This window comes from Asaccharospora irregularis DSM 2635, assembly GCF_900129815.1.
Lineage (GTDB): Bacteria > Bacillota > Clostridia > Peptostreptococcales > Peptostreptococcaceae > Asaccharospora > Asaccharospora irregularis.
This window is the reverse complement of record NZ_FQWX01000013.1, coordinates 1-24,710: the sequence shown is the minus strand read 5'-3', so window position 1 is coordinate 24,710 and position 24,710 is coordinate 1. Positions and strand designations below refer to the sequence as shown.

General features: G+C 31.7%; 25 protein-coding genes and 1 pseudogene. 23 read left to right on the top strand and 3 right to left on the bottom strand.

What is annotated here, in order from left to right:
• Window positions 1-17: 17 nt before the first annotated feature.
• From BUB34_RS06930 to rodA, 15 genes are all read left to right on the top strand, one after another.
• On the top strand, window positions 18-998 hold the full coding sequence (locus BUB34_RS06930; protein WP_073125854.1) for an RnfABCDGE type electron transport complex subunit D: 981 nt from the start codon (window positions 18-20) through the stop codon (window positions 996-998).
• Entirely contained in the window at window positions 998-1,576 is a 579-nt protein-coding gene (locus BUB34_RS06925; protein WP_073125852.1) for an RnfABCDGE type electron transport complex subunit G, read from the top strand. The genes BUB34_RS06930 and BUB34_RS06925 overlap by 1 nt, the downstream gene beginning before the upstream one ends.
• A 15-nt stretch (window positions 1,577-1,591) precedes the next feature.
• Window positions 1,592-2,185 (top strand): electron transport complex subunit RsxE, encoded by a 594-nt coding sequence (gene rsxE / locus BUB34_RS06920; protein ID WP_073125850.1) that lies wholly within the window; start codon window positions 1,592-1,594, stop codon window positions 2,183-2,185.
• A gap of 14 nt (window positions 2,186-2,199) precedes the next feature.
• The gene (gene rsxA / locus BUB34_RS06915; RefSeq protein WP_073125848.1) at window positions 2,200-2,775 is read left to right on the top strand and encodes an electron transport complex subunit RsxA; all 576 of its coding nucleotides are present in this window, start codon (window positions 2,200-2,202) and stop codon (window positions 2,773-2,775) included.
• Between the two features lie 19 nt (window positions 2,776-2,794).
• On the top strand, window positions 2,795-3,766 hold the full coding sequence (locus BUB34_RS06910) for an RnfABCDGE type electron transport complex subunit B (RefSeq protein WP_073125846.1): 972 nt from the start codon (window positions 2,795-2,797) through the stop codon (window positions 3,764-3,766).
• Between the two features lie 249 nt (window positions 3,767-4,015).
• Complete coding sequence (locus BUB34_RS06905; protein ID WP_073125844.1) at window positions 4,016-4,630, top strand: Maf family protein; 615 nt, start codon at window positions 4,016-4,018, stop codon at window positions 4,628-4,630.
• A 13-nt stretch (window positions 4,631-4,643) separates the two neighbouring features.
• Complete coding sequence (gene radC, locus BUB34_RS06900; protein WP_073125843.1) at window positions 4,644-5,303, top strand: RadC family protein; 660 nt, start codon at window positions 4,644-4,646, stop codon at window positions 5,301-5,303.
• 134 nt (window positions 5,304-5,437) lie between these two features.
• The gene (locus tag BUB34_RS06895) at window positions 5,438-6,505 is read left to right on the top strand and encodes a rod shape-determining protein (RefSeq protein WP_073125841.1); all 1,068 of its coding nucleotides are present in this window, start codon (window positions 5,438-5,440) and stop codon (window positions 6,503-6,505) included.
• 6 nt (window positions 6,506-6,511) lie between these two features.
• On the top strand, window positions 6,512-7,408 hold the full coding sequence (gene mreC, locus BUB34_RS06890) for a rod shape-determining protein MreC (RefSeq protein ID WP_242948847.1): 897 nt from the start codon (window positions 6,512-6,514) through the stop codon (window positions 7,406-7,408).
• Window positions 7,409-7,422: 14 nt separating this feature from the next.
• Window positions 7,423-7,911 carry a rod shape-determining protein MreD gene (gene mreD / locus BUB34_RS06885; RefSeq protein ID WP_073125840.1) on the top strand — a complete coding sequence of 163 codons (489 nt, stop codon included), beginning with the start codon at window positions 7,423-7,425 and terminating at the stop codon, window positions 7,909-7,911.
• An 11-nt stretch (window positions 7,912-7,922) separates the two neighbouring features.
• Window positions 7,923-10,916, top strand: a complete 2,994-nt coding sequence (locus BUB34_RS06880; protein WP_073125838.1) for a penicillin-binding transpeptidase domain-containing protein — start codon at window positions 7,923-7,925, stop codon at window positions 10,914-10,916.
• Between the two features lie 58 nt (window positions 10,917-10,974).
• On the top strand, window positions 10,975-11,664 hold the full coding sequence (locus BUB34_RS06875) for a septum site-determining protein MinC (RefSeq protein ID WP_073125836.1): 690 nt from the start codon (window positions 10,975-10,977) through the stop codon (window positions 11,662-11,664).
• 45 nt (window positions 11,665-11,709) lie between these two features.
• Window positions 11,710-12,507, top strand: coding sequence for a septum site-determining protein MinD (minD, locus tag BUB34_RS06870; RefSeq protein ID WP_073125834.1), 798 nt, complete (start codon window positions 11,710-11,712; stop codon window positions 12,505-12,507).
• Window positions 12,508-12,526: 19 nt separating this feature from the next.
• Window positions 12,527-12,811, top strand: a complete 285-nt coding sequence (gene minE / locus BUB34_RS06865; RefSeq protein WP_073125832.1) for a cell division topological specificity factor MinE — start codon at window positions 12,527-12,529, stop codon at window positions 12,809-12,811.
• A 101-nt stretch (window positions 12,812-12,912) separates the two neighbouring features.
• Window positions 12,913-14,031, top strand: coding sequence for a rod shape-determining protein RodA (gene rodA, locus BUB34_RS06860; RefSeq protein WP_073125831.1), 1,119 nt, complete (start codon window positions 12,913-12,915; stop codon window positions 14,029-14,031).
• A 197-nt stretch (window positions 14,032-14,228) separates the two neighbouring features.
• Here the strand turns inward: rodA and BUB34_RS06855 are convergent, their stop codons facing one another.
• Complete coding sequence (locus BUB34_RS06855; RefSeq protein WP_073125829.1) at window positions 14,229-15,422, bottom strand: FprA family A-type flavoprotein; 1,194 nt, start codon at window positions 15,420-15,422, stop codon at window positions 14,229-14,231.
• Between the two features lie 438 nt (window positions 15,423-15,860).
• Here BUB34_RS06855 and BUB34_RS06850 point away from each other — a divergent pair, with 438 nt between their 5' ends.
• From BUB34_RS06850 to BUB34_RS06815, 8 genes are all read left to right on the top strand, one after another.
• The gene (locus BUB34_RS06850; protein WP_073125822.1) at window positions 15,861-17,705 is read left to right on the top strand and encodes a TIGR03960 family B12-binding radical SAM protein; all 1,845 of its coding nucleotides are present in this window, start codon (window positions 15,861-15,863) and stop codon (window positions 17,703-17,705) included.
• A 2-nt stretch (window positions 17,706-17,707) separates the two neighbouring features.
• The gene (locus BUB34_RS06845; RefSeq protein WP_073125820.1) at window positions 17,708-18,406 is read left to right on the top strand and encodes a TIGR03936 family radical SAM-associated protein; all 699 of its coding nucleotides are present in this window, start codon (window positions 17,708-17,710) and stop codon (window positions 18,404-18,406) included.
• Window positions 18,407-18,446: 40 nt separating this feature from the next.
• Window positions 18,447-19,850, top strand: coding sequence for an Rne/Rng family ribonuclease (locus tag BUB34_RS06840; protein ID WP_073125819.1), 1,404 nt, complete (start codon window positions 18,447-18,449; stop codon window positions 19,848-19,850).
• A gap of 230 nt (window positions 19,851-20,080) precedes the next feature.
• Complete coding sequence (rplU, locus tag BUB34_RS06835) at window positions 20,081-20,392, top strand: 50S ribosomal protein L21 (protein ID WP_073125817.1); 312 nt, start codon at window positions 20,081-20,083, stop codon at window positions 20,390-20,392.
• Window positions 20,393-20,405: 13 nt separating this feature from the next.
• Window positions 20,406-20,723, top strand: a complete 318-nt coding sequence (locus BUB34_RS06830; RefSeq protein WP_073125815.1) for a ribosomal-processing cysteine protease Prp — start codon at window positions 20,406-20,408, stop codon at window positions 20,721-20,723.
• Between the two features lie 13 nt (window positions 20,724-20,736).
• Complete coding sequence (rpmA, locus tag BUB34_RS06825) at window positions 20,737-21,027, top strand: 50S ribosomal protein L27 (protein ID WP_073125814.1); 291 nt, start codon at window positions 20,737-20,739, stop codon at window positions 21,025-21,027.
• A 155-nt stretch (window positions 21,028-21,182) separates the two neighbouring features.
• A complete protein-coding gene (gene obgE, locus BUB34_RS06820; protein WP_073125812.1) occupies window positions 21,183-22,466 on the top strand; it encodes a GTPase ObgE in 1,284 nt (427 codons plus the stop codon).
• Window positions 22,467-22,498: 32 nt separating this feature from the next.
• Complete coding sequence (locus BUB34_RS06815; protein ID WP_073125810.1) at window positions 22,499-22,867, top strand: YhbY family RNA-binding protein; 369 nt, start codon at window positions 22,499-22,501, stop codon at window positions 22,865-22,867.
• Window positions 22,868-23,093: 226 nt separating this feature from the next.
• On the opposite strand, the gene BUB34_RS06810 is transcribed toward BUB34_RS06815, so the two are convergent.
• Together BUB34_RS06810 and BUB34_RS13405 are read right to left on the bottom strand one after the other, a co-directional pair.
• The gene (locus tag BUB34_RS06810; RefSeq protein ID WP_073125809.1) at window positions 23,094-24,011 is read right to left on the bottom strand and encodes a ribonuclease Z; all 918 of its coding nucleotides are present in this window, start codon (window positions 24,009-24,011) and stop codon (window positions 23,094-23,096) included.
• A 512-nt stretch (window positions 24,012-24,523) separates the two neighbouring features.
• Window positions 24,524-24,710 (bottom strand): annotated as a pseudogene (locus BUB34_RS13405) (hypothetical protein); the annotation flags it as partial.

The window sequence follows — 24,710 nt, the reverse complement described above, 5'->3', positions numbered from 1 at the left end:
AGTTAGGGGGAACAATGATGGAAAATAAATTGATAGTATCGTCTTCTCCTCACGTGAGAAGTGGTGAAGATACATCATATATAATGAAACAAGTTACAATAGCACTTCTTCCAGCTGCAATAGCAGGAGTGTACTTTTTCAGATTAAGTGCTCTTAGTGCGATATTTTTCTGTATACTTGGTTCAGTAGGATCAGAATTTTTATATCAAAAACTTACAAAACAAGAAAGTACTATAGGAGATTTCTCAGCAGTTGTAACAGGATTATTATTAGCATTTAACGTTCCTGCATCACTTCCTTGGTGGATGTGTTTACTAGGTGGAATATTTGCTATATTAGTTGTAAAAATGTTGTTTGGTGGAATTGGATGCAACTTTGTCAACCCAGCACTTGCAGCAAGAGCATTTTTACTTGCATCTTTCCCAGTTGCAATGACAGCTTGGACTAAACCAGGTGCAACGAACTGGATAGGTAAAAACATAGATGCAGTAAGTACAGCAACACCTTTAAGTTTCCTAAAAGCGGGAGCACCAGGATTGGGTGAATTAGCTAAGAATGGAATAAGCCTTTCAGATATGATGATAGGTAACATAGGTGGATGTATAGGTGAAACATCAGCAATACTATTGATATTAGGTGGAGTATACCTAATGTATAAAGGCATAATAAATTATGTTATACCAACTTATTATATAGCAACAGTATTTATATTAACTTTAATATTAGGTGGATTTAACTTTAACTTCGCTTTATATGAATTATTTGCAGGCGGACTTATGTTAGGTGGATTCTTCATGCTTACAGATTACACTACATCACCTATGACAACAAAAGGACAAATAATATATGCTGTTTTAGCCGGAATTTTAACTACTGTTATAAGATTGTTTGGAGGATATCCAGAAGGTGTATCTTACTCAATATTATTAGTAAATGTTATGACTCCGCTTATAGACAAATACGTTAAAGATAGAGTATTTGGGGAGGTGGCTAAGTAATGAAAGATATGGCTAAATTAGGCGTTATTTTATTTGCTATATGTGCTATAGCCGCATTAGCACTTGGTGCAACAAATCAGATGACAGCACCTATCATAGAAGAAAGAAATATACAAGCAAACAATGAATCAAGACAAAATGTCTTACCAGAAGCAAAAGAATTTAAACAAATGGATGATAAAGTTTTCAAAAAAGTTACTTCTTTAGAAGAAGGTTTAATAGCTGAAGTATACGAAGGAACTAATGGTTCTGAAACAGTTGGATACACAATAAAAACTCTTCCAAAGGGATATGGTGGACAAATAGAACTTATTGTCGGTGTATCAAAAGATGGTAAAGTAACAGGAATTAATATAGGAAATATGTCAGAAACTCCTGGACTTGGATCTAAAGCTGCAGAGCCAGCATTTAAAGATCAATTCAATGACAAGCCTGCATCAGAACTTACATTAGTAAAGGGAAGTGCTTCAGGAGAAGATCAAATACAAGCAATATCAGGAGCAACTATTACATCTACAGCAGTTACTAAAGGCGTAAATGCTGCTATAGAAGTGTTTAATAGTTCGCTTAATAAATAATAGGAGGGTTAATTTATGAATTTAGCTAAAGTCTTTAAAAACGGGCTAATAGATGAAAACCCAACGTTTGTACAAGTTATAGGTATGTGTCCAACTCTGGCTGTTACAACATCGGCTATAAATGGACTAGGTATGGGGCTTTCAACTACAGCGGTTTTAATTTGCTCGAACTTAGTTATATCACTTATGAGAAAAATCGTACCTGATAAAATAAGAATACCTGCTTTCGTAGTTGTTATAGCTACATTTGTTACAATCGTAGGAATGCTTTTAAAAGCTTATATACCAGTGCTTGATAGTGCACTTGGATTATTTATACCATTAATAGTTGTTAACTGTATAATATTAGCTCGTGCCGAAAGTTTTGCATCTAAAAACGGACCAGTAGCTTCGGCAGTTGATGGACTTGGAATGGGTCTTGGATTTAGTTTAGCGCTTACAATATTAGGTGCAATAAGAGAGATACTTGGAAGCGGTAGTTTCTTTGGATGGTCAATACTTGGTGCATCTTACCAACCAATCTTACTATTTATATTACCTCCAGGTGCGTTCCTAACATTAGGATTTTTACTAGCAGGATTTAATAAAATAAGAAGTAAGAAAGCGTAATGGGGGTGTAATGAATGAATTTAATACTTTTATTTTTAAGTGTTGTTCTAGTTAATAATGTTATAACATCTCAATTTATGGGGATATGCCCATTCTTAGGAGTATCTAAAAAAGTTGATACAGCAGTTGGTATGGGAGCTGCAGTTACATTTGTTTTAACTCTAGCTTCATTTATAACATATTTTGTACAAAAATTATTAGTAACAACAGGAAATGAATTTTTACAAACAATAGCATTTATATTAGTTATTGCATCTATAGTTCAGTTTGTTGAGATGGTAATTCAAAAAATGAGTCCATCTTTATATCAGGCATTAGGAGTATTTTTACCTCTTATAACTACAAACTGTGCGGTGCTTGGTATAGCATTAGTGAATGTTCAAAACAAATACAATTTAGTAGAAACTATAGTAAATGGTTTTGGAGCTGGAATAGGTTTTACTTTAGCTATAGTTCTATTTGCAGGTATAAGAGAAAGACTAGAATTAGCTGATATACCAGAAACTTTCAAAGGTTTCCCTATAACACTTATATCAGCAAGTTTAATGTCGATAGCTTTCTTAGGTTTCACAGGACTTATAAAGCTATAAAAATAGGGGGTGAAAATAAGTGTCTTTACTTAATTCTATATTAGTGTTAGGAGCTATGGGCTTAGTGTTTGGAGCAGTACTTGCTTATGCATCTAAGAAATTTGCCGTAGAAACAGATGAAAGAGTAGAAGCAATACTTGGAGCACTTCCAGGAGCTAACTGTGGTGGATGTGGATATCCAGGTTGTGGTGGTCTTGCAAATGCAATAGTAGAAGGAAAAGCTGCTATAAACGGATGTCCAGTAGGAGGAGCTGCCACTGCTGAAAAAATAGGAGAAATAATGGGCGTAACTGCTGAAGCAGGAGAAAAACAAGTAGCTAAAGTTATTTGTAAAGGAAACTGTGAAAGCTCTAAAAATAAATATGAATATCAAGGAATTAGCGATTGTAGAGCAGCGGCTGCTCTAAACTCAGGAGCTAAATCTTGTAAATACGGATGTTTAGGACTTGGAACATGTGTGAGTGTTTGTAACTTTGATGCTCTTTCTATAGTAGATGGAGTAGCAGTTGTAGATGAAGATAAATGTGTTCTTTGTGGAAAATGTATAGAGGTTTGCCCAAAAGGATTAATAACTAGAAAACCAGCGAAACAAGAGGTAGTTGTTGAATGTAACAGCAAGGACTTTGGTAAAACTGTCAAAGAAAAATGTAGCGTAGGATGCATAGGATGCGGAATATGTGCAAAAGCATGTCCTTTTGGAGCTATAGAATTTGAAAACAAATTGGCAAAAATAAATTACGATAAATGTGTAGGGTGTATGATTTGTGTAGAGAAATGTCCTACTAAAGTAATAAAAGGTGATTTGTCTAATAGAAAGAAAGTTACTATAGATGAAGATCTTTGTATAGGATGTACTATATGCTCAAAACAATGTAAGTTTGATGCTATAGAAGGAGAATTGAAACAAAAACATAAGGTAGACCAAGACAAATGTGTAGGATGTCACTTATGTGTGGAAAAATGTCCTAAGAAAGCTATTAAAATTATATAATGTGGATAAAATAAAGGTATGAGGGTTCTCATACCTTTATTTTTATGTAAAAAAACTAAAAAGATTTTTGATTATAAAATGTCTTTAAAAATATCACTAATTATAAATCAAACCCAACAAAACAAAGGCTTTGATTAATTTAAATATAACAATAGTGTAATCAAAAAGGTTCGACAATTGTGTTGAAATTTTTACAATATAGTGATAGACTTAATAGGTACAAATTCTAAGTACAGATGAGGTGAAACTATGAATATAATCCTAGCATCAGCTTCTCCAAGAAGAAAAGAAATATTGGAGAATACTAAATTAAAATTTGATATAATAAAAAGTGATATAGATGAGATTATATTGGAAAAAGAGGCACCTATACAAGCAGTTATGAGATTAGCTTTTGAAAAAAGTATGGATATAGCATCTAAAAACGAAGATGACCTAATAATAGCAGCAGATACTGTAGTTGTTTTAGATGAAAACATACTAGGAAAACCTAAGGACAAAGAGGAAGCATACAATATGATTAGGAGTTTATCAGGTAGAACACACGAGGTTATAACTGGAATCAGCCTAGTAAACTTAGGTTTAAGCAAAAAGATAATTGATTATGTAGTTAGTACTGTTAAGTTTAAAGAATTGTCAGATGAGGACATAAAAGATTACATACACACTAATGAATCACTAGATAAAGCTGGAGCCTATGGAATACAAGGGTACGGTGCAATGTTAGTTGAAAAGATAGAAGGAGATTACTTTAATATAGTGGGTCTTCCTATATCTAAACTTAGCGATTTATTAAAAAAGCATTTTAGTATAAATCTTTTTTATGGAGGCGATTTGGCTGAGGGAGTCTTTAAACACAAATAAGACAGTAAAAGACATGGCATTAAATGAAAGACCTAGAGAAAAAATGATTGTAAAAGGTGAAAAGAGTTTATCAAACTCAGAACTATTAGCAATAATATTAAGAACAGGTACTAAAAATAAAAATGCTATTGAATTGGCTAGTCATATAATAAATAGAGATATTCAAGGGATAAGGCATCTTCAGGAGATGACAGTTGAGGAGTTATGTACCATAGATGGAGTAGGTGTATCAAAGGCAACACAAATAAAAGCAGCACTAGAACTAGGAGTTAGAATAGCTAGTTATAAACCTATGAAATTTAAAGTGACTAATCCTTGGGATATATACAAATATTATATGGAAGGTCTAAGGTACTTAAAAAAAGAAGTTTTCAAGATAGTCCTTTTAAACACAAAAAATGAAATAATTTCTGATATAGATATATCTATAGGAACTCTAAATTCATCATTGGTTCATCCAAGAGAAGTTTTTAGAGAAGCAATAAAAAGAAGTGCAAATAAAATAATTTTAATGCATAACCATCCATCTGGTAGTGTAGAACCATCAAGGGAAGATAAAAATATAACATCTAGGCTAATAGAGTGTGGAAAGATAGTCGGGATCGATATAATTGACCACATAATAATAGGTGATGGAGTGTATTTTAGTTTTAAAGAGAATATGATAATTTGATTTTTATAATATTCAGGAAATTGTATTTACTTAATTCTTATTAATAAGTATAATTTCTGTATATATGTTTTAAAGAAGTCGATAAATTAGATGATAGAGAGTTGACTTTTATAAGGTAGGAAGGAGTATAAATTATGGCTAAGGAAAAGAAGGAAAAGAAAGAGAAAAAGAGTTTTTTTGGATTTAAGAAAATGACAAAGGACATGGGTATAGATTTAGGTACAGCAAATACATTAGTTTATATAAAAGGACAAGGTATAGTGGTTAGAGAACCATCTGTTGTTGCTATAAGAGATGATAGCAAGGAAGTTTTAGCTGTGGGAGAAGAAGCTAAAAAAATGATAGGTAGAACTCCTGGAAATATAGTAGCGATAAGACCTATGAAGGATGGAGTTATAGCTGATTTTGATATTACACAAGCTATGCTTAGTTACTTCATACAAAAAGCTGCGGCTAAAAAAGGTGTTGTAAGTCCAAGAATAGCTATCTGTGTTCCGTTTGGTGTAACAGAAGTTGAAAAAAGAGCAATAGAAGAGGCAGCTAGACAAGCTGGAGCTAGAGATGCTTATCTTATAGAGGAGCCTATGGCTGCTGCTATAGGAGCAAATTTAAAAGTTGAAGAACCAGAAGGTAATATGGTAGTGGATATCGGTGGAGGTACTACAGAAATAGCTGTAATATCATTAGGCGGAATAGTAACGGCTAAATCTATCAGAATTGGTGGAGATGAGTTTGATGAGGCTATAGTAAGTTACGTTAAAAAAGAGTATAACTTAATGATAGGTGAGAGAACTGCAGAAAATGTTAAAATAAGCATAGGTTCTACTTTCAAAGAAGATCAAGAAACTAACATGGAAATAAGAGGTAGAGATTTAATATCAGGATTACCTAAGACTATGGAAATATCTTCTACAGAGGTTAGAGAAGCTTTAAAAGAGCCTATAAGTTCTATAGTAGATGCTATAAAGTCTACATTAGAAAAAACTCCACCAGAGTTAGCATCAGATATAATGGAGAATGGAATAATGTTAACTGGAGGAGGAGCTTTACTTAGAGGTCTTGGTAAGTTAGTAACTCAAGAAACGGGAATGTCAGTACAAATAGCAGAAAACCCACTAGACTGTGTAGCACTAGGAACTGGAAAATCAGTTGAAGACCAAGAAATTTTTGAAAAAGTTTTAATGATGAATTCTAGAAAATAGAAGTTGGTGATAACTTTGAGATTCGATAAAAATAAAAAAGAAAAAAAGAGGATCAATGTTAAAGTGGTAGCAACAGGACTTGTTGTTATCACTTTAATTGGAATTGTGGGAATATCTGTGGGCAAGTATTCAGGGCAAATTCCAGTAAATGTAGGTGTAATTTCCGATAAAATAACCTTCGTAGGAGAGGGAATAAACAGCGGCTTTACTTTTTTAAAGGATAATTTTAAAGAAATATTGGACTATAGAAAAAACGCGAAAAAAATAGATGAGTTAGAAAAGGAAAATGAGAAGTTATCAGCTAAGGTTACTGATCTAAGCAACAAACTTTATAAAACTGACTCTTTAGAAGATTTAAAAAAGAGTTTGAATTTTATCGAAGAAAGATACAAAGCTAGAAGTGTATCAACTAGTGTTGTTGGTAAAAACGATGGAAATTGGTACACTAGTTTTACGATAGGTGCAGGTAAAAAATCAGGAGTAAAAAAAGAAAGTATAGTTTTAAATGGAAAAGGCTTAGTTGGTATAGTATATGACGTATCAGATGATTATAGCAAGGCAATATCGATATTAGATTCAAAATCATCAGTAAGTTTCAAATTATTAAAAGATTATAATTCTAAAGGGGTAATTACCCATGATACAAATATAAGTGACAAAGACTCTTATAATGAAAAAGGTTACTTACAAGGATATATGTTTGACTCAGCTTATGATGTTATACAAGGAGATATAATAGTTACATCAGGCTTGGGACTATATCCAGAGGGAATACCAATAGGAGAAGTTCATAAAGTAGTAGAAGACAAAAATAAATCTCTAAAGTATGTAGTTGTCAAACCCTATGCTGACTTCAAAAACGTTAATGATGTCATGATTATAGAGCCAAGGAATATAGGATAAAGGGGATAACTAAAATGAAAAAAATTTTACTTTGTCTTTTGGGTATTTTATGTATAATTACTGAAAACAGTATAACGAATTATATAGATATTTTGAATATAAGTATAAACCTCACATTAATATATATGACAATTGTAGCCTTATATTTAGATGAACTCGATGCAGGGATTTTAGGGGCTATATTAGGGATTTTAAAAGATATAATGATTGGAGGCGTATTCGGTGTAAATGCCCTTATTCTATTTATAATAGGATATGGAATAAGTTATATAAAAAAGAATTTATATAAAGAAAGTTATATAACGATATTTGCTTTAGTTCTTATATCTGCTCTAGTTGATTCTGTAATAAATATAGCTACTTTTAGCTTGATTTATAAAAACTACAATGTGTTGGTTTTAGGACTTAGAGGAATATTGCTTATACCATTAATAAACAGTTTAGCTAGTTTGGTGATTTATAGATTGTTTAAAAAGTCTATATTAAAACTTAAAGAAGATTAGTTGGTGATTTCATGGAAGAAAAGAAAAAGAGTGATAGGTTTAGTATAATAAAAAAAATAATACTGACAGTGTTTGTATTTATAATATGTAAAATATTATATATGACAACAATAAAACATGAACATTATAATGAATTAGCCGAAAATAAGACATACAAAAAGCTTTTAATAGATGCGCCTAGAGGAGAAATTAGAGATAGATATGGTAGATTATTGGCTGGAAACAAAAATTTATTTACTGTTAAAATCTCTGGAGACGATATTAAAAAGACAGATTCAAATGGAAAGTCAATGGCTAATGATATAGCATTAAAAACAATAAAATTGTTAGAAAAGAATAATGAAGAGTATGTAGATGAGTTTCCTATAGTTATAAAAAATGGAAAGTATTCTTATACCTTTGACAAAGAGATAAGAGAGTACAAGGAACAAAATAATATTCCTAAAGACTTAAATGCTAAAGAGAGTTTTTATTATTTAGTAGATAAGCTTATAGCTGAGGGAACATTATCAAAAGAAGATAAAAGATTGGAAGCAGGTAAACTACAAAGCAAGTTGAATGAAAATGGATACTATCCTCCGATACTTGTAAGCAAGTGGATGTTTACTGAAGAAAAAAATAAGGTAGACTGGCTAAAAAGCTACAAAATAGAAAATACAAATATAAATGCAAAACAAGCATTCAAAGAAGTGAGAAATAGCAAACTATACGAGATTGACAAAAACTTAAGTGACCAAGACGCAAGAAAAATATTGGTTGTAAGGGACCTTATAAAATCGCAAGGATATTCACAATATAACCCAGTTACAATTGCACAAGATATAAACGAAAAGACAATAGCTCAGATAGAAGAAAATGCTATTGAATTAGTAGGGGTTTCAGTTGTAATAGAACCAGTAAGAGATTATCCTAATAAGTCTTTGGCATCACATGTTTTGGGATATGTAGGTAAAATACCGTCAAACCAAGAGAAATCATATCTAGAAAAAGGATATATGAAGGATGATAAAGTTGGGTTATCTGGTGTTGAAAAAAGCTATGAAAAAGTTCTAAAAGGTACAGATGGGCACAAAATGGTAAAGGTAGATGCTTTTGGGAAAATCACCCAAGAAATTTCTGTCAAAGAACCTAAGTCTGGAGATACTGTATACCTAAGCTTGGATAAGGATTTACAAGAAGTGGCTGAAGAGTCTCTAAAACAAGCAGTAACTGTTGCGCGTACTGGCGGTGTATTTAAAAGTAAATTTGGTAATAAGACTGTTTCACAGACATCGGCAAATGCTAAGTCTGGAGCAGTTATAGCGATAGATCTTAACACTGGAGATGTGTTAGCTAGTGCTAGTTACCCTGATTTTGATCCTAATAAATTTGTGACAGGGATAAGCAGTGAGGACTATAAAAAGTTACAATCAGAAAATGAAAATGATATGTTAGCAGCTAGGCCTCTATCTAACCTGGTTACCCAAGGGGCATTCCAGCCGGGTTCAACATTTAAACTTATAACAGCTATGGCGGCACTAGACAATGGTCTAAGCCCTAACTATGCAATAAACGACCCAGGTGTTATAAGACTAGGAAATAGAAACTTTGCCGACTATACATGGCATAAAACAAAATCAAATCATGGATACACTAATTTATACAAGGCAATACAAGAATCTTGTAACGTTTATTTCTACACAATAGCTACAGGTAAAAACTGGACTGGCAAACCAGATCCAGGAGCTAAAATTGGAGCTAGTGATGTTTTAGAATATGCTAAATTATTTGGATTAGACGAATCTACTGGTCTTGACAAAGAAATACAAGAGTCAGAAGGAAAGGTTCCAAATCCAGGAGATAAATTAAAAAACACTAAAATAACGTTAAAATCAGCACTAACTAAAAAAATGAAAAATTACTTTACTGATATAACAAAGGACAAAGACCCTGTTGAATATGAGAAAAGAATAGATGAAATAGTTAGTTGGATGGATGAAGAAAAGACTCCAGGAAGAGTAGAAGCTATGAATCGTATAGCAAAGTTAAAAGTAAAGGAAGACAAAGTAGAAGAAGTAGCAGATTTAGCAGTATTTAGTTATTTTAACTTTGCAAAATGGAGTACAGCCGATACTTTCAACCTATCTATTGGCCAGGGTGAAAATGCATATACTCCAGCACAGATGGCAAGAGCTATTGCAGCAATAGCCAATGGAGGAAATCTAGTAGAATTATCGGTAGTAGATAAATCTGTATCTACAGACTATTCTGATGTAGATATAGATGATAATAAAAAACAAAAAATCAAGTTTAACAATGATGACAACCTTAAAGAAATAATAAAGGGTATGAAGCTAGTTAGTACTAAGGGGACAGGTAAAGGAGTATTTGCTAACTTCCCAGAAAGTGTTGCAGTAAAAACTGGTACAGCAGAAAAAAGTGGTAAAATACCTACAGTTGAAGAATATCAGTACCTGCTAAAACATATGTCATCATACGGTGTGGATTCTAAGGAAGCAGAGAAACTTGCTGAAAGCATGAAGAAGGCGAGAGAAAAAGAATTATCAAAAGAGAGAAAAGCTGAGATAAAAGCTAAGTTAGAAAAAAAAGATCTCAAAGAGGATGAAAGAAAAAGCTTAGAGTCTGAGCTTAAAGAAGGAGTAAAAGTAAAGCTTGAAAATTCTGATAAAGTTAATGCTGCTTACTTAAGAAAAGCTATCCATGAATTAAACCCTGATATAACTGATGAAAAAATAGATAGTTATAAGTCAGATTATGGATCATTTGGTTGGGGAGTTGCATTTGCACCAGCTGATAATCCAGAAATTGCTGTCGTATCAGTTATACCTCAAGGTAAAAGTAGTGCATACCCTCTTTTAGTAATGAGGGAAATACTAGGATCTTACTTTGGATTGTTAGATAAAGATAAAAGTGTTGAAAGTACAGATAAAAGTAGTAAAAACATAGACAAAAATAAATTATCAGAAGAAGGAAACATAAACTTTACTTCTCAAATGAAAAAATAAGAGGATTTAAAGTTTTTTTGAAGAATATATAAAATGATATATCACTCTGGAGGTTGTTATGTCTTTAAAAGAACTTAATACCCAGGGGCTCGTAGAGTTTAAGGGTAATAAAAGCGGTATAATAGTGAACATTAAAGGAGAAGCACCCTTTGAGGAAATAAAAAAAGTGATAATAGATAAATTAGAATCTTATGTTGGCTTTTTTAGTGGTGCTAAAATCTGTAAGATCAACTGTGATTACTTGGACGATATAGAAATATTGGATATAAAAGATTCTATTACATCTAAGTTTGATGTTGGTTTTATAGAGGATATCGAAAATGAAGAAATAAGAGAATTTAATACAAAATACGTGAATAATTTAAGGTCAGGTGAAGATGTTAGATTTGAGGGAGATGTAGTTGTGTTAAATGATATGAAGCCTGGATCCCAAGTGAACTCAACGTTAAATACCGTAGTCCTAGGGAATATTAGTCCGGGAGCTAGGGTAGTATCAGGAGGAAATGTAGTTGTAATGGGTGAGATAGAAGGATTTGTACATGCAGGTGCTAATGGAAATGAAGCAGCATATGTGATAGCCAGAAAGCTTAATCCAAAAATATTACAAATAGCAGGAAATATTGCTGAAGCTCCAGATGAGGAAGATACTTGTGTAGAAGAGGAAGATACACGTGAGGATAGAAAATTTAGTGGTCCAGAAATAGCCTTCATAAACGATGGAAGAATTGTTATAGAGAGTTATCTATAAGTTGAAATTAAAAATCTAATAACAGAAATATATGGGGGTAGTATTATGAGTGAGGTTATAGTAATAACATCTGGTAAGGGTGGCGTAGGAAAGACTACTACTGCTGCCAACCTAGGAACTGCTTTAAGCTTAGAAAATAAAAAGACAGTTATAGTTGATGCAGATATCGGTCTTAGAAACTTAGATGTAGTAATGGGTCTTGAAAATAGAATAGTTTATGATATAGTTGATGTTGTTGAAGGTACTTGTAGACTAAAACAAGCATTAATAAAGGATAAAAGATTCGAAAACTTATACTTATTACCTGCGGCCCAAACAAGAGACAAGAATGCTGTTTCAGTTGAGCAAATGAGAGATTTATGTGAACGACTAAAAGAGTCGTTTGACTTTATCATAATTGATTGCCCAGCTGGGATAGAACAAGGATTCAAAAATGCTATAGCCGGAGCTGATAGAGCTATAGTTGTAACCAACCCTGAAGTATCAGCAGTTAGAGATGCAGATAGAATAATAGGATTATTAGAGGCTAATGAAGTTGCTGAGATACAACTAATAATAAATAGAATTAGACACGACATGGTAAAAAGAGGAGACATGATGGGTAAACAAGATATAGTAGAAATTTTAGCGATAAAATTACTAGGTCTAGTCCCAGATGATGAAAGTATAATAGTATCTACCAATAGAGGAGAACCAGCTATACTTGATTCTAAGTCGCTTGCAGGTCAGGCGTATAAGAATATAGCTAAGAGAATATTAGGAGAAGAAGTAGAAATGTTAGAAGTTAATGCCGAGGACGGATTCTTTAAGAAACTAAAGAAGATGTTTGGTATGGCTAAATAGAGGGGAGGGGCACGTATCTATGTTTGATTTCTTTAAAAATTTTTCGAGTGAATCTAGAACTAGTAAGTCAGTAGCAAAAGAGAGATTAAAATTGGTTTTGGTACACGACAGAGTTGATTGCTCTCCTCAACTTTTAGACATGATAAAAACAGATATTTTAAAAGTTATAGCTAACTACGCTGAGATAGAAGATGAAGGAATTGAAATAAAAATGTCTAAATCCAGAGGCGAGAATGATAATATAGCAGTATCATCATTGCTTGCTAGTATACCATTAAAAAGTATTAAAGAGAGAAGAATGTAAGTGCTTAAGGGGGGTATATCTTATGGATATATTCTCCCTTGTTTAAGTTTGGACACTTTTATGCTAGATTTAGCATATTTGGCTAGAAAGATGGTGATTTTTTGATTAATTACAAAATAGCAGTTAAATTAATAAAACAACTAGATTGGAAGCTTATAACTACGGTTTTAATAATATTTGCATTTGGCCTTGTGATACTTAGTAGTGCTACACATGTAAACTCTACAGGTGTTTATGATCAGCTTTATAAACAAGGGTTAGCTTTTTTATTAGGATGCATAATGATAGGTTTAATATTATTAGTTGACTATAATTTCCTAGGAAAATATTATAAGATACTATACCTAGTAAGTGTAATACTACTGGCTATAGTATTGGTACCTGGTTTAGGAAAAGAAATGGGTGGTGCCAGATCTTGGTTAAATATAGGTCCGCTACATTTGCAAACATCAGAGATAGTTAAACTTACGTTTATATTAAGTTATGCTAAAATTGTTGAATCCAAAAGGGATAGGCTAGATACATTAAAAGATATAGCACCTTTAGTAGTATATGCATTGCCTTTTATTTTATTACTTCTTGCTCAACCAGATTTAGGTACAGCGATAGTATTTTTCTGTATAATAGCAGCGATGATTTTTACAGCCGGGCTCAATATAAAGCTAATAAAAAGAGCGGCAGTGATATTGGTTGTTTCTATGCCGATAATGTATTTGATGATGGCTCCCCATCAAAAAATAAGAATAGAAGCATTCCTTCATCCTGAGGATGTAACCCTTAAGGGTAACTATCAAGTTATGCAGTCTATGATTGCTATAGGCTCAGGAGGAGTGACAGGTAAGGGATTATACAACGGAAGTCAGAACCAAGAGAATTTCCTGCCGGTGCAAGACAGTGACTTTATATTTGCAGTTGTAGGAGAAGAGCTAGGGGTAGTAGGTATGGTTACACTTATAGCTTTATTTGCATTTTTCCTAGTTAGAATTATAGCGATAGCCCAAGAGGCAAAGGACTTCTATGGTACTCTCATAGTTATCGGGGTAATGGGAATGTTTGGATACCAGATAATTCAGAATATAGCTATGACGGTCGCTCTAATCCCTGTAACAGGGGTAACATTACCATTTGTAAGTTATGGAGGAAGTTCACTTCTTACATCACTTGCAAACTTAGGACTTGTTTTAAATGTTTGTATGAGAAGAAAGAAAATAAACTTCTAATAAAAGTTATCTTTTAAAGGTTTTAGAAAGAAAATTTTTTATAAATAGAAATAATAGGTTATATCTAATAGTAACTTAGGATACTGATTAGATATAACCTATTTTGATGTATTTGTATATAATCCATACAACCTAGTTAGCAAATACACATAAGATTTTAACTAACTTTTAAATGTCAGGTCTAATGGAAAAATTTATTATTTAAGTAATTTTGCAAATTCAGTACCAAAGTTGAAGCACTCATCTAAAGTATCTTCACTAGGTGAGAATTTCTTTTTAAGTGCAGGAACTGGAACCTTGAAAGACATTGCTTTAAGTAAATTCTCAGCCATAGTTATTCCTTCGCCACTCCATCCGTATGATCCGAATACTCCACCTATTTTACCTTGATTAGCCATAGGATCTATTACAGAGAATAAGTCCCACATAGGCTTAACCATAGTTTTATTTATTGTTGGAGAACCTAATAAAATAACTTTTGACATTAAAACAGTGTCATGCATTTCTTTTAGACTCATTTGTTCTAAATCATATAGTGTTACTTTTACATCTTGAGAATCTAAGCCTTCTTTGATTTTTTTACCCATTTCTAAGGTATTAGTATAAGCTGATAGATAGAAAATGGCAACTTGTTTTTGGTTAGTAGTATTTACTACCTCAGTAGACCAGTCTAAGTATCTTTTTACCGCCGCCATAGGATCTTTAGTAAGCATAGGTCCATGTGATGTAAGTATAGTATCAAATTCTAAATCTAGGCTTACAACCTTGTTTATAGCGTTTAATACATGCTTAGCAAAAGGCTTAACTATACAATCGTAGTATTGCTTAGATGACTTTAGATAGTCTTCGCTCTCAACTGCATCAGAATCAACATTTGCGAAGTGGCATCCGAATGCATCGCAAGTTAATAATGTCTTGTCCTCTCCTATATAAGTAAACATTGTATCAGCCCAGTGTAGGAATGGAGTAGTTATGAATTTTAAGGTTCTCTTACCTATATTTAAAGTTTCTCCGTCCTTTATTACATGACATTTAAATGGTTTATTTATTTGCTCACTTAAATACATTCTAGCTGCATTTGTACAATAAACTTCAATATCAGGGTTTATATCTAAAATATATTTTAAGCTACCAGCGTGGTCAGGCTCTGTATGATGAATTACTACGTAATCTATATCAGAAATATCAGTGATTTGAGAAAGATTATCGATAAACTCATCTTTAAAATTTGGCTTTACAGTATCAAATAAAACAGTTTTTTCATCTTTTATTAAATAAGAATTGTAAGTAGTACCAAATTCAGTTTCCATTATTATATCAAATATTTTTAAGTCTTTATCTACAACTCCCGTGAAGTAGATATCTTTTTTAATTTCAAATACCTTACTCATTAAAAATCCTCCTAAGTTAACATTATATAAAGATTATACCCACATAAAAGAAAATAAAACAAAATTATAATAGTATATGTGGTTTAGAATTATATTCTATTTATATACAATATAACATATTTATTTATACAATATAATATGTTATATTGCAAAAGATGTATAATTGAATATTATAGCAGAAAAAAATTTAAGGAAAAAGTATGTTTTTAAGGTATATACCCTAAAACATAAAACTATTAACACTAAAAACTTTAATTAATGATAAATATTTTAAATTTTGAAGTATACAACTTGTACTTGTATAATAACGGGATATGTTGGAAAAATATTAGATAGATTGTTTATAAAAATATTTATAATTTTGATAGATAATATCATATCGTGTATAATATTACTTATGGTTAAAAAGAATAAACTTACTGGAGGTTTTGATAATAGATGAATAAAGTAGACTTGAAGAAAATTTTGAAGAAGGTAGAAAAGCCTGCTAGATATCTTGGGAATGAGATAAACTCTATACACAAGGACACGAGCAACGATAATTTAATAAGATATGCCCACTGTTTCCCAGATCTTTATGAAGTAGGAATGAGTCATTTAGGAAGTCACATACTTTATGATGTAATAAATAGAGAAGAAGATGTTTTTTGTGAAAGAGTATACTCTCCTGCAGTTGATATGGAGAACATAATGAGAGAAAAAAACATACCAATGTTTGCATTAGAATCAAGAGAACCTATAACAAACTTTGATTTTGTAACATTTACGCTTCAATATGAACTTTCTTATACTAATATCTTAAATATACTGGATTTAGCGAATATACCTATATTAAAAGGAGAGAGAAAATTAGAAGATCCTTTTATAATGGTTGGAGGACCATGTGCATATAATTCTGAGCCTTTGTCTGACTTTGTAGACATTGTAATACTAGGAGAAGGTGAAGAAGTCAACCTAGAGGTTGTTAGAGAGTACAAAAAATGGAAAAAAAATAAAACGACAAGAGAAGATTTCTTATATACAATATCTAAAATAGAAGGTGTTTACATACCTAGTTTTTATGATGTTACATACAATGAAGATGAAACTATCAAAGAAGTTAAGCCAAACAAAGAGGGAATACCTACCAAACCACATAAGAGAATAATAAGAGATATGGAGACGGTTGAGTATCCAGAAAAATTAGTGGTTCCGTACATAGACACAGTACATGACAGAATAGTTTTAGAGTTATTTAGAGGATGCACTAGAGGTTGTAGATTCTGTCAAGCTGGTATGATATATAGACCAATAAGAGAAAAGAGTGTAAAAAGACTTCAAGAAATATTAGAAAAGTTGGTTAAAAATACTGGATATGATGAAATATCATTATCATCTCTAAGTACTAGTGATTATAGCCAGTTGTCTGAACTTACAGATTATTTAGTAGAAGAATATACACCTAAAAATATAGGTATATCTCTACCTTCTCTAAGACTTGATAATTTCTCTATGGAAATAGCAGAAAAAATACAGCAGGTAAGAAAAACAGGTCTTACCTTTGCACCAGAGGCAGGAACTCAAAGACTAAGAGATGTTATAAACAAAGGAGTAACAGAAGAAGATTTGGAAAGTGCTACAAGAAAAGCATTTGAAATGGGATGGAATAGTGTAAAGTTATACTTTATGATAGGACTTCCAACAGAGACATATGACGATTTAGATGGTATAGCTAAACTTGCATATGATGTTATAGATATATATAGGGATGTACAGGGAGGAAAGTTGAGAAAGAGTTTTGGAGTTACTGTGAGTACTTCTACTTTTGTACCAAAGCCTTTTACACCATTCCAATGGCATGGCCAAGATACTACAGAGTCTGTTGTAGATAAACAAAGACACTTAGTTAGAAAATTGAAGAACAACAATATAAAATACAATTATCACGACTCCAAAACTAGTTTAATGGAAGCTGTAATAGCTAGAGGAGATAGAAGAATAGGAAAAGTTATATACGATGCATTTAGAGATGGTGCTAAATTTGATGGATGGTCTGAGCATTTCAGTTTAGATAGATGGATAGAAGCTATGGAGAAAAATAATCTAAGTATATATTTCTACGCAAATAGAGAAAGAGAATACGATGAAGTTTTCCCTTGGGATCATATAGATGTAGGTGTTAATAAAAAATTCCTAATCAAGGAGAATGAAAAAGCTAAAGAAAATAAAATTTCTCCAGATTGTAGAAATAAGTGCAATGGTTGTGGGATAAATGCACATGACATTGGAAAGGGGTTATGTTAGTTATGAGTAAGATAATAAGAGTAAAGTTCAAAAAAGAAGGAGATATGATATACATATCACATCTAGACTTACAAAGATTATTACAAAGAGCTTTTAGAAGGGCTGAAATAAATTTGTCACATTCTCAAGGGTTTAACCCCCACCCTAAAATGAGTTATGGGAATGCATTAGCTTTAGGAACAGAGAGTCAAGGAGAGTATGTCGACATAGAAATAGAAGATGATTTATCTATAGATGAGTTTTTAGAAAAAATACAAATACAATTACCAGAGGGTATAGAGTTTATTCTAGCGAAGGAGATAACAAAGCAAACACCGTCTCTATCATCTACAATAGAATATGGAGAATACTTATTTAACATAGAGCTAGAAAAACCTATAACAAAAGAATTTATAAAGAAAAAAATAATGGACTTTATGGGAAATAAAGAGATAATAATCACTAAGAAAAATAAAAAAGGAAAACTTGTAGAAGTAGATATAAGACCTATGATTAAAACATTTGATATTTTAAATTTAGATGATAATCATGTTACATTTATAGCTACTATAGCTACAGGATCTAAGGCTAATTTAAACACTAATATATTAATACCTAAAATATTAGAAATGTTAGAACTAGATATAGATCCTTTAGATGTGGATATACTTAGAAGGGATCTTTATGTAGTAGAAGATGGACAATTAGTGACTCCTATGTAAGTTGGTTATTTATACAGGGTATATTATTAGGAGTGATATTATGAAAAAGATAATAGTAGAGTCTTTGGTATTATCTCAAAAAACAGCAGTCATTGAAGACGGAAGGCTGACAGAACTTTTTATAGAAGATAATTTAAATAACAAGATAGTATCCAATATATATAGAGGCATTGTAAAAAGGGTTCTGCCGGGATTAGATGCATGCTTTGTGGATATAGGATTTGAAAAACTAGCTTACCTTAGGCTTCCAAAGGATAAAGAGATAAAAGCAGGACAAGATATTTTGGTACAGGTAAACAAAGAGGAAATAGGAACAAAAGGGGCAAAATTAAATTTAGAAATAAGCCTTGCAGGAAGATATCTAGTATATATACCATCAAATGACAGGGTCACTATGTCCAATAAAATAACTAATGAGAAAGAGCGATTTAGATTAAAAAAGGTAATAAGCTCTGTAAACAAGGAAAACCTAGGCTTAATAATAAGGACGGAAGCCCAGGGATGCGAACATGAAGAACTAAAACAAGATATAGAAAATTTAAAACATAAATACGAAACTATACTCAAAGAATATAAACTAGGAATAGGGCCAAAACTACTATATAAAGAGGCGGACTTTTCTACTAAGTATGTAAAAGAAAATGTAAATGATAGTGTAGAAAAGATAATAACAAATAGCAACTCAAAATATGAAGAGTTAAAAAGAGTTCTTAAGTCAATAAACAAAAGTTATATAGATAAACTATTTTTAGAAGAAAATGAGGATATATTCAACCTATATAAAGTAGATAGTCAAATAGAAAAAGTATTGAATAAAAAGGTGTGGCTAAAGAGTGGGGGCTATATAATAATAGAAAGAACTGAAGCCCTTACAGTTATAGATGTAAACACTGGAAAATTTATAGGAAATGGAAAGCTTGATGAGACAGTATACAAGACTAATTTAGAAGCAGCTAAAGAAATAGCAATGCAGTTAAAAATTAGAGATATAGGTGGAATAATAATTATTGATTTTATTGATATGAACAAAAAGAAGTATCAATACGAAGTAATAAAAACACTTCAGGAAAATTTAGAAAAAGACAAAAGAAAAACAGAAGTACTGGGTATGACAAAATTAGGGTTAGTAGAAGTCACAAGAAGAAGAGACAAAGAATCTATAGATAAATATTACAATATTGAGTGTGTGTGTTGTAATGGAAATAATAACATAAAGTCTGTTAATTACATAATAGATAAAATAGAAAAAGAAGTAATGAGAATAAGAACACACACATCTTACAATGATATAAGGATACAATTAGGAAGTACTGTCTACAATACTATAAAAGAAGATTTTATGGAAATAATAGAAAAGATTATACAAAAGTATAGTGTCATTATAAGTTTGGAGCCAAGTGATAGTATAGACAATGAAAAGATAAACATTATATACAACAAATAAAGCATCAAAATAAGATTATTAATTAAAGTTTTAAAAAATAATATAATCCACATTAAATATATAAAAAATTGTTCTTTAAAGGTTTTATATAGAAAAATTTTTTGTAATACTTAGTTGACAAATAGAGCTAAAGATAGTATTATTAATAAATGTAATGCCGCACAGTAAAGGTTTAAATCTTCTTTGAAGTACCTTCTATTGGCGAGTTTGAGACCGAGGAGGTGTATTTAATGTACGCTATAGTAAAAACTGGTGGAAAGCAATATAAAGTTGCTGAAGGTGATGTATTATTCGTTGAGAAGTTAGAAGCTAATGCTGGAGATGTTGTAACTTTAAACGAAGTATTAGCTTGCTCTAAAGATGGAGAATTAGTATTAGGATCTCCAGTAGTAGAAGGAGCTTCTGTTCAAGCTAAAGTTGTTGAACAAGGTAAAGCTAAGAAAATTGTAGTATTCAAGTATAAAGCTAAGAAAGACTACAGAAGAAAGCAAGGTCATCGTCAACCATACACTAAGATAGTTATAGAAAAAATAAACGCTTAGTAAGTAGGGTAAGATGATAAAAGTTAATTATTATTATAATAGCGACTTTATGCTTAAAGGTTTTTGTTTAAAGGGACATGCTGACTATGCTGAAGCTGGTTATGATATAGTATGTTCCGCGATTACATCTAACGCTGTTGCAGTTATAAACTCTTTAGACAGATTACAAAAAGTTGAATTTGAAAAAGTAGTAGCAGAAGAAGCTCATATAGAATGTATAGTTAATGATACATATATCAAGGAAGCGCAGTTATTACTAGAACATTTTCAATTATTTATCGAAGAAATAAAACGGGAATACCCACAAAATATAAAAATCTTAAAAAAGTAGGGGGTGACTCCATATGTTAAAAATGAACTTACAATTACTTGCATCTAAGAAAGGGGTAGGATCTTCTAAAAACGGTAGAGATTCTGTTGCTAAAAGATTAGGTGTTAAGAGATATGATGGACAATTAGTTACTGCTGGAAGTATAATAGTAAGACAAAGAGGAACTAAGATACATCCAGGAACTAATGTAGGTAAAGGTGGCGATGACACTTTATTCGCATTAGTAGACGGTACTGTTAAATTCGAAAGAAAAGACAAGAAAAGAAAAAAAGTAAGTATATATCCAGTAGCAATATCTGAATAGTATACCAAAAGGAGTGTTGATACACTCCTTTTTCTAATAGATAGGAAATTTAAACTTTGAAATGTGCACGGATGAGAATTTATATATTGTTTTTGGAAAAAATAATATATAAATTCATTAAAAATAAAAAAGTCTTAATCAAGTAGGTGATTAATTTGTTTATAGATAAAGCTAGAATATTTGTAAAAGCCGGAAATGGTGGAAACGGAGCAGTAGCATTTAGAAAAGAAAAATATGTTCCAGCTGGAGGTCCAGATGGTGGTGACGGTGGACATGGCTCAAGTGTAATATTTGAGGTTGATTTAGGTCTTAGAACACTAATGGACTTCAAATACCAAAGAAAATATGTAGCACCAGCTGGCGGAGATGGTACAAAAGGAAAAAGAGCCGGTAAAAATGGAGAAGATTTAGTACTTAAAGTGCCTGCAGGAACGATAATTAGAGACGAGGCCACAGGTCTTGTACTAGCAGATTTAAAAGATGAAGGTGATAGAGCAGTTATAGCAAGAGGTGGAAGAGGTGGAAAAGGAAACCAACATTTCGCCAATGCCGTTAGACAAGCACCAGCGTTTGCTAAATCTGGTACAGATGGAGAAGAAAGATGGGTTGTATTAGAACTGAAAATGATAGCGGATGTAGGTCTTTTAGGATTCCCTAATGTTGGGAAATCTACATTTTTATCTGTAGTTACTAAAGCAAAACCTAAGATAGCTAACTATCATTTTACGACTCTAACACCAAATTTAGGTGTTGTTCAGACAAAATTTGGGGAAAGTTTCGTTTTAGCAGATATACCAGGTCTTATAGAAGGGGCGTCAGAGGGGATAGGCCTTGGCCATGATTTCTTAAGACATGTTGAGAGAACTAAAGTACTTATACATATAGTTGATATATCAGGACTAGAGGGTAGAACTGCTTTAGAAGATTTTGACAAAATAAATGATGAACTAAAATTATACAATGAAAAACTATCAGCTAGGCCACAAATAGTAGTTGCAAACAAGATGGATATACTAGAGGATCAAAGTATATTCGACGAGTTTAAAACAGAACTAGAAGGTAGAGGATACAAAGTATTTAGTATGTCTGCGGCTACTCGTCAAGGTATAGATGAGGTAATTTCTTATGTAGCTCAATTACTAAATGAAGTAGAAGAAGTAGAAGTAGTAAGTGAAGATGAAATGTATAGACCAGAATTAGACCAAAACAATGAAGGTGACGGTCTAGAAATTGAAATAGAAGAAGATGGAGTATATGTTGTAAAAGGTAAGGCACTTAGAAGAATAATGTACTCTGTAAACTTTGAAGATATGGAATCTATCCAATACTTCCAAAAGGCTATGGAAAGTCAAGGCGTTTTCGATAGACTTAGAGAGATGGGTATTGAGGATGGAGATACAGTTAGAATTTATGAATTAGAATTTGAATTCTACAATTAATATAAATGATATCAGAATAAAGAGGTGAAAGAATGTTAAAAGGAAAGCAAAGAGCATATTTAAGATCAATAGCCAACACTATAAAGCCTACTACTCAAATAGGTAAAGAAGGAGTTACAGAAAGCTTTTTAGAGCAACTAGATGACATGCTAAGAGCTAGGGAAATAGTAAAAGTAACTATACTTGAAAATGCAGGGCTTGATGCAAAAGAAACTGCAAACGCAGTATGTCAAGCTTTGAGAGCGGAATTTGTTCAGGCTATAGGATTTAAGTTTACTATATACAAAAAAAATATAGAAAACCCTAAGATAATATTCCCGGGTCAAGCTCCGGCTAAGGCTAAAGTTCAAAACGAAGGTGTTACTAAAAAAGGAAAACCTACTAAAAAATCAGCTAGATAAGCAATTTTGGATAGCTAGATAAATAATATAACATTAGAATAAAATAGCTGTATAACATAGCTGTATAACATAGCTGTATAATATTTAGCGTTGATGGTAATAAAAAATCCATAATTGTCGTTAGACAAAAATGGGCTGTATAATATTTAGCGTTGATGGTAATAAAAAATCCATAATTGTCGTTAGACAAAAATGGACTAATTACTATCAGCGCTATTATTTTGTATTAATTGGATTCAAACTTAAGACTTATTTTTAGTCCATCCTCCCCTATTATTGTATCGCTAAAAACATCAGTGGCATTCTTTAAGAAATCGTGAGGTGAACCAACTGAAGGGCTAAAATGAGTTAGTAAAAGTTTGTCTACATCGCCTAGCCTAGCTAGGTTGGCAGCCTCTCTAAAGGTCATATGCTTATTTTTAACTGCTTTTGATATATCCATATCATCACCATACATAGCTTCACAAATAAATAAGGAACTATTTTTTATAAATTCAGGTATTGAAAAAATAGGTCTAGTATCAGTGATATAACTTATCTTGATACCATTTCTTTCTTCTCCCAAAACCATATCAGATGTATATTTTTGATTTTCTAGATATACAAAATCAGATTGTTGAAGTTTTTGCCACAAAAACTTTGGAACGTTATTCTTGGTTGCTTTATCTAGGTCGAATTTAGGTTTTCTTTTGAAATACAAACTGTATCCAATGCACTCTGTAGAGTGGTCAAGCTGAATTGTTGAAATATCCAAATCGCCAAGGTTGCTATTTGCTGAAAAAGATTTTTGGGGATTTTCTATAATATTTATATTATAAGGCAAATATTCAACTAAAACCCTTATAGCAGAGATGGATTCACTTATTCCTATAGGACCTACTATAGTTAAATCTTCTGTCCTACCGCTGTTTCCTATAGTAGATAGGAGCCCTGGAAGTCCTAAGGTATGATCGCCATGTAGGTGAGTTATCAGTATCAGGGCGACATCTTTAAATCCGCACTTATTATTTTTCATGGAAACTTGAGTTCCTTCACCGCAATCTATTAGAATTTTTTGACCCTTGTAGTTTATAAAAAGGGAAGATAAAAATCTGTTGGGCATTGGCATATTACCTCCACACCCGAGTAAAACTAAATCTAACATAAAACTCTCCTTTGTATATTTTATATTAATATCGTTTTTCTTATAATGCATACAAGATTATTATTATATATAGAAAATTATATTTATTTCAAAGATTATCCTTTAAAGCTTCTAGATAGAAAATTTTTAACAAGTATATTTAACATATATTATAGTATACTTCCCTTTATTTAATAAAATAAATATAATAATTTATAGAAAATATGTATTTTCTGATATATTTCCAAGGAAATAGATGTTTATTATTTGGAGTAAATATGCTGATGCTGTCGGTAATGATGGTAAATACTATTCAAATAAAAGTGTACTGATACAATTGCTTAATTAATAAAAATTGTACATTATAGAACATAATTTTTGTATAATATCTTAAGATTGAAAAATAGACCAGCTAGTTAAAGTCAACAGTTTTTAAAAATATTTTATAATTATGTTTTTTCGTATAGCAAATAAACCATCAAATATACACGAATTTTTGATGGCTTATATGGAAAAATAGTTCATATTAGCCGTTAGGCTATATTAGGTAGACTTTTGTTTTCTAGATACATCTTACAGTGCAATTTAGGGTTACGTACTTCATATGGTTTTTGGTTGCGTAGCACAGAAAAAATATAGTTCATTAGCTTATGCATAATGGCAACTAGTCCAACTTTTTTGCTTTTACCATTCATATTATTTTTATAATAATTAAGCAAA

Excerpts from the sequence above, each read along its gene's own strand:
- rsxE (WP_073125850.1), top strand. The coding sequence starts at position 1,592 with ATGAATTTAGCTAAAGTCTTTAAAAACGGGCTAATAGATGAAAACCCA.
- rplU (WP_073125817.1), top strand. The coding sequence starts at position 20,081 with ATGTACGCTATAGTAAAAACTGGTGGAAAGCAATATAAAGTTGCTGAA.
- BUB34_RS06855 (WP_073125829.1), bottom strand. The coding sequence starts at position 15,422 with ATGAGTAAGGTATTTGAAATTAAAAAAGATATCTACTTCACGGGAGTT.
- BUB34_RS06830 (WP_073125815.1), top strand. The coding sequence starts at position 20,406 with ATGATAAAAGTTAATTATTATTATAATAGCGACTTTATGCTTAAAGGT.
- rpmA (WP_073125814.1), top strand. The coding sequence starts at position 20,737 with ATGTTAAAAATGAACTTACAATTACTTGCATCTAAGAAAGGGGTAGGA.
- rsxA (WP_073125848.1), top strand. The coding sequence starts at position 2,200 with ATGAATTTAATACTTTTATTTTTAAGTGTTGTTCTAGTTAATAATGTT.
- BUB34_RS06845 (WP_073125820.1), top strand. The coding sequence starts at position 17,708 with ATGAGTAAGATAATAAGAGTAAAGTTCAAAAAAGAAGGAGATATGATA.
- BUB34_RS06810 (WP_073125809.1), bottom strand. The coding sequence starts at position 24,011 with ATGTTAGATTTAGTTTTACTCGGGTGTGGAGGTAATATGCCAATGCCC.
- BUB34_RS06815 (WP_073125810.1), top strand. The coding sequence starts at position 22,499 with ATGTTAAAAGGAAAGCAAAGAGCATATTTAAGATCAATAGCCAACACT.
- BUB34_RS06905 (WP_073125844.1), top strand. The coding sequence starts at position 4,016 with ATGAATATAATCCTAGCATCAGCTTCTCCAAGAAGAAAAGAAATATTG.
- BUB34_RS06850 (WP_073125822.1), top strand. The coding sequence starts at position 15,861 with ATGAATAAAGTAGACTTGAAGAAAATTTTGAAGAAGGTAGAAAAGCCT.
- BUB34_RS06930 (WP_073125854.1), top strand. The coding sequence starts at position 18 with ATGGAAAATAAATTGATAGTATCGTCTTCTCCTCACGTGAGAAGTGGT.
- BUB34_RS06840 (WP_073125819.1), top strand. The coding sequence starts at position 18,447 with ATGAAAAAGATAATAGTAGAGTCTTTGGTATTATCTCAAAAAACAGCA.
- BUB34_RS06925 (WP_073125852.1), top strand. The coding sequence starts at position 998 with ATGAAAGATATGGCTAAATTAGGCGTTATTTTATTTGCTATATGTGCT.
- BUB34_RS06880 (WP_073125838.1), top strand. The coding sequence starts at position 7,923 with ATGGAAGAAAAGAAAAAGAGTGATAGGTTTAGTATAATAAAAAAAATA.
- minD (WP_073125834.1), top strand. The coding sequence starts at position 11,710 with ATGAGTGAGGTTATAGTAATAACATCTGGTAAGGGTGGCGTAGGAAAG.
- radC (WP_073125843.1), top strand. The coding sequence starts at position 4,644 with ATGGCATTAAATGAAAGACCTAGAGAAAAAATGATTGTAAAAGGTGAA.
- mreD (WP_073125840.1), top strand. The coding sequence starts at position 7,423 with ATGAAAAAAATTTTACTTTGTCTTTTGGGTATTTTATGTATAATTACT.
- minE (WP_073125832.1), top strand. The coding sequence starts at position 12,527 with ATGTTTGATTTCTTTAAAAATTTTTCGAGTGAATCTAGAACTAGTAAG.
- BUB34_RS06875 (WP_073125836.1), top strand. The coding sequence starts at position 10,975 with ATGTCTTTAAAAGAACTTAATACCCAGGGGCTCGTAGAGTTTAAGGGT.
- BUB34_RS06895 (WP_073125841.1), top strand. The coding sequence starts at position 5,438 with ATGGCTAAGGAAAAGAAGGAAAAGAAAGAGAAAAAGAGTTTTTTTGGA.